This window comes from Stutzerimonas degradans (assembly GCF_024448505.1).
In the GTDB taxonomy this organism is placed as follows: domain Bacteria; phylum Pseudomonadota; class Gammaproteobacteria; order Pseudomonadales; family Pseudomonadaceae; genus Stutzerimonas; species Stutzerimonas degradans.
The window spans coordinates 1-12,843 of sequence record NZ_JAMOHV010000005.1; the positions used below are offsets into that span (position 1 = coordinate 1).

A 12,843-nucleotide genomic window follows, 5' to 3' on the forward strand; every position below is an offset into this window, starting at 1 on the left:
TTTTTTGTTTGTCGGTCATGACGTTTCTCGTAATAAAAAAGCCCCGCACTAGGCGGGGCTTTTGATCGTGCTGATCGCTACCCCAATATCCATTTCAGGTAAAGCGCTCTTAATCTCTTTAGTGAGTCACCAGAATCAATCCCAGCTCAAAGCCCCACCAGTCTGATATTCAATCACCCGCGTCTCGAAGAAGTTCTTCTCCTTCTTAAGATCCATGATCTCGCTCATCCAAGGAAACGGGTTGGTTGCGCCGGCGTACTGCTCAGGCAACCCAATCTGCGTCAGGCGACGGTTGGCGATGAACTTGAGGTAGTCCTCCATCATCGCGGCGTTCATGCCGAGCACGCCACGGGGCATGGTGTCGCGGGCGTATTCGATTTCCAGCTGGGTGCCCTGGAGGATCATCTGGGTCGCTTCGTCCTTCATCTCGGCGTCCCACAGGTGCGGGTTCTCGATCTTGATCTGGTTGATCATGTCGATGCCAAAGTTCAGGTGCATGGACTCGTCACGCAGGATGTATTGGAACTGCTCGGCGGTGCCGGTCATCTTGTTGCGGCGGCCCATGGAGAGGATCTGGGTGAAGCCGCAGTAGAAGAAGATGCCTTCGAGTACGCAGTAGTAGGCGATGAGGTTGCGCAGGAACTGCTTGTCGGTCTCCGGGGTGCCGGTCTGGAAGGTCGGGTCGGAGATGGAACGGGTGTACTTGAGGCCCCAGCTGGCTTTTTTCGCGACGCTTGGGATCTCGTGATACATGTTGAAGATCTCGCCTTCATCCATGCCCAGCGATTCGATGCAGTACTGGTAGGCGTGGGTGTGGATCGCCTCTTCGAAGGCCTGGCGCAGGATGTACTGGCGGCACTCGGGGTTGGTGATCAGGCGGTAGGTGGCCAGCACGAGGTTGTTGGCGACCAGGCTGTCGGCGGTGGAGAAGAAGCCGAGGTTGCGCTTGACGATGCGGCGCTCGTCTTCGCTGAGGCCGTCCTTGCTCTTCCACAGGGCAATGTCGGCGTTCATGTTCACTTCCTGCGGCATCCAGTGGTTGGCGCAACCATCCAGATACTTCTGCCAGGCCCAGTCGTACTTGAAGGGGACGAGCTGGTTGAGGTCGGCACGGGCGTTGATCATGCGCTTCTCGTCGACGCGCACGCGGGCGGCTTCGCCTTCCAGTTCGTTGAGGCCTTCGCGCACGTCCAGCTCGTCCAGCGCGCGTTTGGCGCGGGCGATGGCGTCGGAGTCGTCAGCGGCAACGGCGCGGGCTTCTTCCACGGAGCCGGCGGCTTCGTTGTCCAGCTTGGCGGTGGCCTGGCTCGCCGGCTGCGCGGCAGCAGTGGCCGGCGCGGCGGTGGTAGTTTCTTCTTCGTCGAATTCGTCCCAGCTCAGCATGTGCGGTTGCTCCTGATTGGGGACCGGGGCTTGGCCGGTCGGGTGTATGGGTGGCTTTGCTTGTGCACGCAAAAGCGCGAAATTTGTTGGTCACTCCTGACCGTGGGAGTGGGCGGCACGGTGGATGCGAAAAGCGGCATCCACCCTACGAATCAGGCCACTCGGTGCGAGCGTGAAGCTGAGCGAGTGGCTGCAAGGCGCTCGGCGAGGAGGAGCCCCTGAGCGTACTGATGTACGCGATGGGGGCCGACTCGCCGGGCAACGCCGCAGACGCCGCTCAGCTACGCGCGACTTCTATTACTGGCAGGCTTCGCAGTCGGGGTTATCGATACTGCACGCCTGCGGCACCGGAGCCGGCTTCGGCTCGGCACTCAGGCTTTCGTCGATCACCGAACTCACGGCATTCAGCTTGCCGGTGTTGATGGTGGACTTCTCGGTGCTGGTCGCGGCCAGGGCACGGAGGTAGTAGGTGGTCTTCAGACCGCGGTACCAGGCCATGCGGTAGGTCACGTCGAGCTTCTTGCCGCTGGCGCCGGCGATGTAGAGGTTCAGCGACTGGGCTTGGTCGATCCACTTCTGGCGGCGGCTGGCCGCCTCGACGATCCACTTGGTTTCCACTTCGAAGGCGGTGGCGTACAGGTCCTTCAGGTCCTGCGGGATGCGCTCGATCTGCTGTACGGAGCCGTCGTAGTACTTGAGGTCGTTGACCATCACCGGGTCCCACAGGCCGCGGGCCTTGAGGTCGTGGACCAGGTACGGGTTGATCACGGTGAACTCGCCGGACAGGTTCGATTTGACGTACAGGTTCTGGTACGTCGGCTCGATGGACTGCGATACGCCAACGATGTTGGAGATGGTCGCGGTCGGCGCGATGGCCATGATGTTGGAGTTGCGGATGCCTTTCTTGACGCGCTCGCGCACCGGCGCCCAGTCCAGGGATTCAGTCAGGTCGACGTCGATGTACTTCTGGCCACGGGCCTCGATGAGGATCTGCTGGGAATCCAGCGGCAGGATACCTTTGGACCACAGCGAGCCTTCGAAGCTGGAGTAGGCGCCACGCTCGTCGGCCAGGTCACAGGAGGCCTGGATGGCGTAGTAGCTGATGGCTTCCATGGACTTGTCGGCGAAGTCGATGGCGGCATCGGAGCCGTAGGCGATGTGCTGCAGGTACAGGGCATCCTGGAAGCCCATGATGCCCAGGCCCACCGGGCGGTGCTTGAAGTTGGCGTTCTGCGCCTGCGGCACGCTGTAGTAGTTGATGTCGATGACGTTATCGAGCATGCGCACAGCGGTGCGCACGGTGCGCTCCAGCTTGGCCGAATCCAGCTTGCCGTCGACGATGTGGTTGACCAGGTTGATCGAGCCCAGGTTGCAGACGGCGATCTCGTCCTTGTTGGTGTTCAGGGTGATCTCGGTGCACAGGTTGGAGCTGTGCACCACGCCGACGTGCTGCTGCGGGCTGCGCAGGTTGCACGGGTCCTTGAAGGTCAGCCACGGGTGGCCGGTCTCGAACAGCATCGAGAGCATCTTGCGCCACAGGTCCTTGGCCGGCAGGGTCTTGAACAGCTTGATCTTGCCGTACTTGGTCAGCTCCTCGTAGTACTCGTAACGCTCCTCGAAGGCGCGGCCGGTGAGGTCGTGCAGGTCCGGTACGTCGGACGGGGAGAACAGGGTCCACTGGCCGTCGTCGAAGACGCGCTTCATGAACAGGTCCGGAATCCAGTTGGCGGTGTTCATGTCGTGGGTACGGCGACGGTCGTCACCGGTGTTCTTGCGCAGCTCGAGGAATTCCTCGATGTCCAGGTGCCAGGTTTCCAGGTAGGCGCAGACGGCGCCCTTGCGCTTGCCGCCCTGGTTGACCGCCACGGCGGTGTCGTTGACCACTTTCAGGAACGGCACGACGCCCTGGGATTTGCCGTTGGTGCCCTTGATGTAGGCGCCCAGTGCGCGTACCGGGGTCCAGTCGTTGCCCAGGCCGCCGGCGAACTTGGACAGCAGCGCGTTATCGCGGATGGCGTCGTAGATGCCGCCCAGGTCGTCCGGCACGGTGGTCAGGTAGCAGGAGGACAGCTGCGGGCGCAGGGTGCCGGCGTTGAACAGGGTCGGCGTCGAGGCCATGTAGTCGAAGGACGACAGCAGGTTGTAGAACTCGATGGCGCGCGCTTCTTTCTGCTCTTCCTCGATGGCCAGGCCCATGGCCACGCGCATGAAGAAGATCTGCGGCAGTTCGAAGCGAATGTCGTTCTTGTGGATGAAGTAGCGGTCGTACAGGGTCTGCAGGCCGAGGTAAGTGAACTGCTGGTCACGCTCATGGTTGAGCGCGGCGCCCAGCTTGGCCAGGTCGTAGCTCTTGAGCTTGGAATCGAGCAGTTCGAACTCGACGCCTTTCTCGATGTAAGCCGGCAGGGCCTTGGCGTAAAGATCGGCCATCTCGTGGTGAGTGGCGGACTCTGCTACGCCGAGGAAGCCCAGGGCTTCGGCACGCAGGGTGTCCATCAGCAGACGCGCGGTGACCTGGCTGTAGTTCGGCTCGCGCTCGACCAGGGTGCGGGCAGTCATCACCAGCGCGGTGTTGACGTCCTTCTCGGCCACGCCGTCGTAGAGGTTCTTCAGGGTCTCGCGTTCGATCAGCGCGCCATCGACTTCGGCCAGGCCTTCGCAGGCCTCGGTGATGATGGTCCGCAGACGGCCCATATCCAGCGGCTGCTGGCTGCCATCGGCGCGGGTGACGCGGATGCTCGGGTGCGGCTGGGCGATGTCGCTGCTGTCGTTGGCGCTCTTGCGCTTGGCAGCCTGGGCTTCGCGATAGATCACGTAGTCACGGGCGACCTTCTGCTCGCCGGCGCGCATCAGAGCCAGTTCGACCTGGTCCTGGATTTCCTCGATGTGGATGGTGCCACCCGAGGGCATGCGGCGACGGAAGGTGGCGGTGACCTGCTCGGTCAGGCGTGCGACGGTGTCATGGATGCGCGAGGAAGCGGCAGCGTTACCGCCTTCCACTGCGAGAAAGGCCTTGGTGATGGCAACGGTGATCTTGTCGTCGGTGTAGGGGACGACGGTGCCGTTGCGCTTGATCACGCGCAGCTGGCCCGGGGCGGTGGCCGCCAGATCCGGTGCATCGGCTGATAGCGGGTTCTCGCGAGTGGTTGGGTTCTGCATGGGGGCTCCGGGTCTCTCTTGGTCGCGGTAATGGGGCTGGTTGGGCTTGTGCCCGCAAGGTTGGTTCGGGTCGAGCGTTGCTGTTCGGTTGGCGCCAATGACGTCGGTCAAGGGCGCAAGAATGTCGGGAAGAATAGCTTCGTGAAAAACACTGTCAACACAATATCTAGTGTCTGTTGATCTGGTCGGTACTACCGGTGCGAGCGGTCGGGGATGGCAGGCTGTCGCGCAGAGCCTGGCATCTCAGCGGCGCATGCGGCTCTGCTCAAGCGCCCGTTGGCGAGTTGCAGGCCGAAGGAAGGTGACAAGTGGCGTCGCCAAGCGATTTGTGTCTCTGGTTGAGTTAAACCCCAAGATATGGGGTTCTGGCTGCGAGGGGGCGACACCTTAATGCCGCTGGCGCGCCTTTGCAACCGGCCTTCTCTGAGCAAGCTGTGGATAAGATGTGGGTGTTTTGTGGGTTAAAAAGCACTCCGCCAGGCAAACCCCCGTGCCATCGAAGCTAGCCCCGGAGGCGGAAAAAAGACGGGTCGACCGCGCCACTCGTCGCGCCGACGCGAAAAGCGGCCATCACTATATGTTGTGTTTGTGATAGGCGGGTTCTGCAGGCTCTTTCCCCGACGCGGTTGGGTACAATGCGCCGGCGTTCGGATCGGTCTTGCAGTGTCGGCGGAGGCATCAATGGAGCAGGAAACGTGGCGAATCCTCATCGTCGAGGATGATCGGCGGCTGGCGGAGTTGACTCAGGAATACCTGCAGGGCGATGGCGCGTTCGAGGTGTCCATCGAGGCCGATGGCGCGCGCGCGGTCGAGCGCATCGTCAGCGAGCGTCCCGATCTGGTGGTGCTCGACCTGATGCTGCCCGGCGAGGACGGCATGTCCATCTGCCGGCGCGCGCGTGAACAGTATGACGGGCCGATTCTCATGCTCACCGCACGGGCCGATGACCTGGACCAGGTGCTGGGCCTGGAAACCGGCGCCGACGACTATGTCTGCAAGCCGGTGCGCCCGCGCCTGTTGCTGGCGCGCATCCGCGCGTTGCTGCGGCGGCGCGAAACGCCGGAAGCGGCGGGCAGCGCCAAGCGCCTGCAGTTCGGCCCGCTGGTGGTCGACAGCGCGTTGCGCGAGGCCTGGCTGCGTGAAAAGCAGATCGAGCTGACCGGCGCCGAATTCGATCTGCTCTGGCTGCTGACCTCCAACGCCGGCCGCATCCTCTCGCGCGAGGAAATCTTCGCTCAGCTGCGCGGCATCGAATACGACGGCCAGGACCGCTCCATCGACGTGCGCATCTCCCGCATCCGGCCGAAGATCGGTGACGACCCGGAGCATCCGCGCCTGATCAAGACCGTGCGCGGCAAGGGCTACCTGTTCGTCTCCGAAGCCGCCGAGGCGCTGGCCTGACGTGCCGCGCCCGCAGAGCGCTGTCTGAATGAATTCGATCTTCCTGCGCATCTATGGCGGCGTGCTGGCGGTGCTGGTGCTGGTGGCGCTGCTGGGTGCCGGGGGCCTGCAGCTGCTCAACGAGGTGCGTGCCGATGCGCACCGCGAGCGTCTGGCCGGCGGCACTTTCCGTTTGATGGCGCACAACATGAGCAGCATGACCCCGGTTGAGCGGCGCCAGGCGGCCAACCTGTGGGGGCGCCTGCTGGGCATTCCGCTGCGGGTGCGCACGCTGGACGACGTCGATCTCGAAGACCGTCTGGAAACCCGCTTGCTGCGCGGTCAGGTGCTGGTCGAACAGCTGCGCCCGCAGAGCACCACGGTGTTCAGCCTGGTCAGCGCCCGCGACGGGCTGGTACTCACCGGCGAGGTCGAGCAGGTCAGCGAGCAGCTGGCACGGGCGACCATCTACCTGCTGATCGACGAGCTGATCCGCTATCCCGAGAGCGAGCAGCCGCGGCATCTGGCCGAACTCAAGGAAGCGCGCGGCTTCGGCTATCCGCTGCAACTGCTGACGCGCGACAGTGCCAACCTCGACGACGATCAGCGCCGGCGCCTCGACGAGGGCGACACGGTGATGGCGCTGGACCAGGGCGGCGGCGCCATCCGCGTGTTCGCCGCCGTCGCCGGTACTTCGTGGATCATGCAGCTCGGCCCGCTGTATCCGCTGGATGCCTATCCGCCGCATCTGCTGCTGCTGATCGGCCTGCTCGGTCTGTCGCTGATCGGCCTGACCGTTTACCTGCTGGTGCGTCAGCTGGAGCAGCGCCTCAGCGTGCTGGAGGCGGCGGCCACGCGCATCGCCAGCGGCAACCTGAGCGCGCATGTGCCCGATGCCGGCAGCGATTCGGTGGGGCGTCTGGCGGCAGCGTTCAACCTCATGGCCAGGCAGCTGCAGCGCCTGCTGGCGGTACAGCGCGAGATGGTCAGCGCGGTGGCGCATGAACTGCGCACGCCGGTGGCGCGCCTGCGCTTCGGCCTGGAGATGAGCGCCGACGCGCAGAACGACGAGGCGCGGCGCAAGCATCTGGCGGGTATGGATGCCGATATCGACGATCTCGACCGGCTGGTGGACGAGATGCTGGTGTACACCCGCCTGGAGCAGGGACTGCCGACGCTGAAGTTCGCGCCGGTGGACCTGGAGGCGCTGGTCGATCAGGTCATCGGCGAGCTGGCGCCGCTGCGACCGACGATTCGCATCGAGCGTGGCCGTTGCGTGCCGGCGGCGGACGGCAGCAGCCGCGCCGACGCCGAGCTGCAATACCTGCGCCGTGCGCTGAGCAATCTGATCAGCAACGCGGCCCGCCATGCCGAAACGCAGGTGCGGGTGAGCTACGCCTTCGACGCCGGGCAGGTCTGGCTGCGCGTCGAGGACGACGGCCCCGGCGTGCCGGAGGCGGACTGGGAGCGCGTGTTCACTCCCTTCCTGCGCCTGGACGACAGCCGTACGCGGGCTTCCGGCGGGCATGGGCTGGGGCTTTCCATCGTGCGGCGGATCATCTACTGGCACGGCGGCCGCGCGCTGATCGGCCGCAGCGAACTGGGTGGTGCCTGTTTCAGCCTGCGCTGGCCCAGTCGCCACCCGCCGCGGGTGGGCGAGGCCTGAGCGCGTCGGTCAGGCGGGAATGCTCACCAGCGTCAGCAGATGGTCGTCGAACGCACTGAACTGGCCTTCCAGCTCCGCGCCGTGGCGCCATTGCGACGACAGTTCGGTGAGCAGACGCAGGCGCGCGAAGCCGCTGGCGTCGCAGGCCACCAGTTCGGCGTCTTGGAAATAGAAGCGCCGCTTGACTAGCGGATAGAGCGCCTTGAACAGGCTTTCCTTGAGCGAGAACGTCAGCGTCACCCGCTGCGCGCGCTGCACGGCGGGCAGCGCGGCGTAGCCTTGCAACTCGTCTGCGGTGAGGATCTCGCTCGCCAGCCGGTCGGCCCGCTCGGGCTCCAGCTGCTGCTCGATATCCAGCCCCAGGCCACGCCAGGCCTGCTGGTGCGCGACCACCACGCCGGCCCAGCCGGCACCGTGGGTGATCGAGCCGACCACACCGGCGGGCCAGCATGGCGAGCGATCGGCCGCAACCGTCGGCACCGCTGGCGCGCCGGTCAACCGCAGCAGTGCCTGACGGGCGCACAGCCGGCCGGCGAGGAATTCCGCCTGGCGCTTGCTCACGCCTCGCGGTGTCGGGATGCCCCAACGCGGAAAATCTTCCGGATCGAGCAACGCCGGATCGAAGCGCGTGCTCAGCAGATGCACGCCGGCCAACGCGCGCGGCAGCGGCCAGCGGTCATCCAGGGCGGTGCAGCAGCGGGGCAGGGGTGGGTGCGCGTTCATGCCGCGCATTGTGCCTCAAGCACGCCGCTCGCGCGCGCCGCCACCGGCCTGCTAGGGTGAACGGCATTGCCAGACAGGGAGAAAGCGATGTTCGAATCCGCCGAGATTGGCCACGCGGTCGACAAGGCCACCTACGACGCCGAAGTGCCGGTGCTGCGCGAAGCGCTGCTGCAGGCGCAGTACCGACTGCGCGAACAGGCGCGCTTTCCGATGCTGATCCTAATCAACGGCATCGAAGGCGCCGGCAAGGGCGAGACGGTCAAGCTCCTCAATGAATGGATGGACCCGCGGCTGATCACCGTCGAGAGCTTCGAGGTGCCGAGCGACGAGGAGCTGTCGCGTCCGCCAGCCTGGCGTTACTGGCGGCGTATGCCGCCCAAGGGGCATACCGGCATCTTCTTCGGCGACTGGTACAGCAAAATGCTCGAGGACCGCGTGCACGGGCGCATCGACAAGGCCGAACTGGAGCTGGCCATCGCCCGCGCGCAGCGGCTGGAGCGCATGCTCTGCGACGAGGGCACGCTGATCTTCAAGTTCTGGTTCCACCTGTCCAAGGCGCAGATGAAGGCGCGCCTGGATTCGCTCAAGGACGACCCGCTGCATAGCTGGCGCATCAGCCCGCTGGACTGGCAGCAATCGAAGACCTACGACAAGTTCGTGCGCTATGGCGAGCAGGTGTTGCGCCGCAGCAGCCGCGACTTCGCGCCCTGGTACGTGATCGAGGGCGTCGACGAGCGTTACCGCAGCCTGGCGGTTGGCCGGCTGCTGCTCGAGGGACTGCAGGCCGCGCTGGCAGCGGCGGAACAACCGGTGAATGGAATTTCGCATCCACATTCGGCGCCGCTCGCGCTCGATCTGGACCGCCTGACGCTGCTCGGCAGCCTCGACCTCAGCCAGAAGCTCGACAAGGACAGCTATCAGCTGCAGCTCGCCGAGGAGCAGGCGCGCCTGTCGCGGCTGTTGCGTGATCGGCGCATCCGCAAGCGTGGCGTGCTGGCATTGTTCGAGGGGCACGATGCGGCCGGCAAGGGAAGCGCCATCCGCCGGGTCACCGGGGCGCTCGATCCGCGTCTGTACCGCACCGTGCAGATCGCCGCACCGAGCGAGGACGAACGCGCCCAGCCCTGGCTGTGGCGCTTCTGGCGCAACGTGCCGGAGCGCGGCAAGTTCACTATCTTCGACCGCTCCTGGTACGGCCGCGTGCTGGTCGAACGCGTCGAGGGCTTCTGCACGCCGGACGAGTGGTTGCGTGCCTATAGCGAGATCAACGACTTCGAGGAGCAGCTGGTAGACGCCGGCGTGGTGCTGGTGAAGTTCTGGCTGTCGATCGATCAGGACACCCAGCTCCAGCGTTTCAAGGAGCGCGAGGAGACGCCCTTCAAGCGCTTCAAGATCACCGAGGAGGACTGGCGCAACCGCGAGAAGTGGGACGCCTATGCCGGTGCCGTGGCCGACATGGTCGACCGTACCAGTACCGAGATTGCCCCCTGGACGCTGGTCGAGGCCAACGACAAGCGCTTCGCCCGGGTCAAGGTGCTGCGCACGCTCAACGAGGCGCTGGGGGCGGCCATCGCCCGGTAACGGCAGCGCACGATGGTCATGCATAGGCGGGCTGAATGGTCATCGTCAGCGCCGCGCGGGCACCTCTATGCTCGGCGCAACGCCAACAACAAGATCACCGAGGTGAGCCATGCGTGAAGTGGTAATCGTCGACAGCGTGCGGACCGGCCTGGCCAAGTCCTTTCGCGGCAAGTTCAACATGACCCGTCCCGACGACATGGCGGCGCATTGCGTCGATGCGCTGCTGACGCGCAACGGCCTCGACCCGCGGCTGGTCGAGGACTGCATCGTCGGCGCCGGTTCCAACGAGGGCGCGCAGGGTTACAACATCGGGCGCAACGTCGCGGTGCTGTCGGGGCTGGGCATCGACTGCCCGGGCATGACGCTCAACCGTTATTGCTCGTCGGGCCTGCAGGCCATCGCCATCGCCGCCAACCAGATCGCCTCCGGCTGCAGCGACGTGATCGTCGCCGGCGGGGTGGAATCGATCACCCTCACGGCCAAGAGCCGCAACACCGACCACCTCTACAATCCGATCATCCAGGAGCGGGTGCCCGGCATTTACCACAGCATGGGCCAGACCGCCGAGCTGGTCGCCCGCCGCTACAACGTCACCCGCGAGCAGCAGGACCGCTACGCGCTGCAGAGCCAGCAGCGCACCGCGCGGGCGCAGGCCGAGGGTCTGTTCGTCGACGAGATCGTGCCGATGCAGGTGCGCTATTTCACCGAGGACAAGGCCACCGGCGAGCGGACCGAGCACGACGGCGTGGTCGATCGCGATGACTGCAACCGCCCGGATACCAGCTACGAAAGCCTGGCCGGGCTCAAGCCGGCATTCGCCGAGGACGGCTCGGTGACCGCCGGCAACGCCTCGCAGCTCTCCGATGGGGCTTCGATGACCCTGGTCATGAGCCTGCAGAAGGCCATCGAACTGGGCCTGAAGCCGCGCGCGTTCTTCCGCGGCTTCACCGTCGCCGGGTGCGAGCCGGAGGAGATGGGCATCGGTCCGGTGTATTCGGTGCCGCGCCTGCTCAAGGCCAAGGGGCTGAAGATCGACGACATCGACCTCTGGGAGCTCAACGAAGCCTTCGCCTCGCAGTGCCTGTACTGCCGGGACAAGCTGGAAATCGACAACGAGAAGTTCAACGTCAACGGCGGTTCGATTTCCATCGGCCACCCGTTCGGCATGACCGGCTCGCGCACCGCCGGCCACCTGATCCGCGAGCTGCAGCGGCGTAACCTGCGCTACGGCGTGGTGACCATGTGCGTCGGTGGCGGCATGGGCGCTTCGGGGCTGTTCGAAGCGGTGCGCTGACGGCGAGGGCGAGGCGTTCTGGCAAACCGGTGGATGGCTGCGGCCATCCACCCTACGCTCCGACCGGATTCCGTAGGGTGGATAACCGCGCAGCGTTATCCACCGGCGGAGTCGCCCGCCGCATCAGGCGAGCCTGCTCAACCCTGCTTGCCGGATTCGAGCATGCTTTCCGGGCGCACCCACTGGTCGAACTCCTCATCGGTCAAGTAGCGCAGCTCCAGCGCCGCCTCGCGCAGCGTCTTGTTCTCGGCGTAGGCCTTCTTGGCGATCTCCGCTGCTTTGTCGTAGCCGATGTGCGGGTTCAAGGCGGTGACCAGCATCAGCCCTCGCTCCAGGTGCTCGGCCATGCGCGTCGGGTCCGGCTCCAATCCCACCACGCAGTGCGTGTTGAAATTGCGGCAGCCATCGGCCAGCAGGCGGATCGATTGCAGCAGGTTGTGGATGATCACCGGTTTGAACACGTTGAGCTGCAGGTGACCCTGGCTGGCAGCGAAACCGATGGTCACGTCGTTGCCCATCACCTGGCAGGCGAGCATCGACAGCGCCTCGCACTGGGTCGGGTTGACCTTGCCGGGCATGATCGAACTGCCGGGCTCGTTGGCCGGCAGGCGCACTTCGGCGAAACCGCCACGCGGACCGGAGCCGAGCAGGCGCAGGTCGTTAGCGATCTTCATCAGCGCCACGGCGAGCGTCTTCAACGCGCCGGACAGCGCCACCAGCGGTTCGTGGCCCGACAGCGCGGCGAACTTGTTCGGTGCCGAGACGAAGGGCAATCCCGACAGCGCCGCCAGTTCCGCCGCAATGGCCTCCGCGAAGCCGTGCGGCGCGTTCAGCCCGGTGCCCACCGCCGTGCCGCCCTGGGCCAGCTCGTAGACCGCTGGCAGGGCATGGCGAATCGCCTGCTCGGCGATATCCAGCTGGGCGACGAAGGCCGACAGTTCCTGGCCGAAGGTGATCGGCGTGGCATCCATCATGTGCGTGCGCCCGGTCTTGACCAGCTTGCCATAGCGTGCCGCCTGCTCGGCGAGGCCGCCGGACAGCTCGGCGATGGCTGGCAGCAACAGGTCATGGATCGCCTTCGCGGTGGCGATGTGCATCGCCGTGGGGAAGCAGTCGTTGGAACTCTGCGCGCGGTTGACGTGATCGTTGGGGTGCACCGGGCTCTTGCCGCCGCGAGTGCCGCCGGCCAGCTCGTTGGCGCGCCCGGCGATCACCTCGTTGACGTTCATGTTGCTCTGCGTGCCGCTGCCGGTTTGCCACACCACCAGCGGAAACTGGTCGTCATGCTGGCCGTGCAGCACCTCGTCGGCGGCCTGTTCGATCAGCCGGGCCACGTCGGGTGGCAGGTCGCCGATACGGTCGTTGACCCGCGCCGCGGCCTTCTTGATCAGCGTCAGCGCGTGCAGCACGGCCAGCGGCATGCGCTGGTCGCCAATGGCGAAATTGACCAGCGAGCGCTGCGTCTGCGCCCCCCAGTAGGCCTGCTCAGGTACCTCGATCGGGCCCAGACTGTCGGTTTCAGTGCGTGTCATGCCGTGCTCCTGATAAGTGATCGAAGGTTAGGCTGCCTGGCGGCACTACGGGTTCCGTGCGGCGGGACCGGTTCTTGAGGCATTGGAACTCCGGGCGCAGAATGTGTCCATTGAGGGCACCTATC

At 65.3% G+C, this 12,843-nt stretch carries 8 protein-coding genes; 4 read left to right on the forward strand and 4 right to left on the reverse strand.

All coding sequences use genetic code 11. From position 1 onward, the window contains the following. Positions 1-135: 135 nt before the first annotated feature. Positions 136-1,383, reverse strand: coding sequence for a ribonucleotide-diphosphate reductase subunit beta (locus NAV27_RS08690; RefSeq protein ID WP_102829345.1), 1,248 nt, complete (start codon positions 1,381-1,383; stop codon positions 136-138). A gap of 297 nt (positions 1,384-1,680) precedes the next feature. After that, the gene (locus tag NAV27_RS08695) at positions 1,681-4,542 is read right to left on the reverse strand and encodes a ribonucleoside-diphosphate reductase subunit alpha (RefSeq protein WP_102829344.1); all 2,862 of its coding nucleotides are present in this window, start codon (positions 4,540-4,542) and stop codon (positions 1,681-1,683) included. Between the two features lie 681 nt (positions 4,543-5,223). Here NAV27_RS08695 and NAV27_RS08700 point away from each other — a divergent pair. Then, entirely contained in the window at positions 5,224-5,943 is a 720-nt protein-coding gene (locus NAV27_RS08700; protein ID WP_008570295.1) for a winged helix-turn-helix domain-containing protein, read from the forward strand. A gap of 28 nt (positions 5,944-5,971) precedes the next feature. Then, a complete protein-coding gene (locus tag NAV27_RS08705) occupies positions 5,972-7,588 on the forward strand; it encodes an ATP-binding protein (RefSeq protein ID WP_102829343.1) in 1,617 nt (538 codons plus the stop codon). Positions 7,589-7,597: 9 nt separating this feature from the next. Here the strand turns inward: NAV27_RS08705 and NAV27_RS08710 are convergent, their stop codons facing one another. Then, positions 7,598-8,311 carry a 4'-phosphopantetheinyl transferase family protein gene (locus tag NAV27_RS08710; protein WP_180981452.1) on the reverse strand — a complete coding sequence of 238 codons (714 nt, stop codon included), beginning with the start codon at positions 8,309-8,311 and terminating at the stop codon, positions 7,598-7,600. 87 nt (positions 8,312-8,398) lie between these two features. Here NAV27_RS08710 and pap point away from each other — a divergent pair, with 87 nt between their 5' ends. Beyond that, positions 8,399-9,892, forward strand: a complete 1,494-nt coding sequence (pap, locus tag NAV27_RS08715; RefSeq protein WP_102829341.1) for a polyphosphate:AMP phosphotransferase — start codon at positions 8,399-8,401, stop codon at positions 9,890-9,892. A gap of 109 nt (positions 9,893-10,001) precedes the next feature. Further along, positions 10,002-11,186: a thiolase family protein gene (locus tag NAV27_RS08720; protein WP_043297178.1), complete on the forward strand. Its 1,185-nt coding sequence runs from the start codon at positions 10,002-10,004 to the stop codon at positions 11,184-11,186. 137 nt (positions 11,187-11,323) lie between these two features. On the opposite strand, the gene NAV27_RS08725 is transcribed toward NAV27_RS08720, so the two are convergent. Further along, entirely contained in the window at positions 11,324-12,718 is a 1,395-nt protein-coding gene (locus NAV27_RS08725) for a class II fumarate hydratase (protein ID WP_102829340.1), read from the reverse strand. Positions 12,719-12,843: the final 125 nt, after the last annotated feature.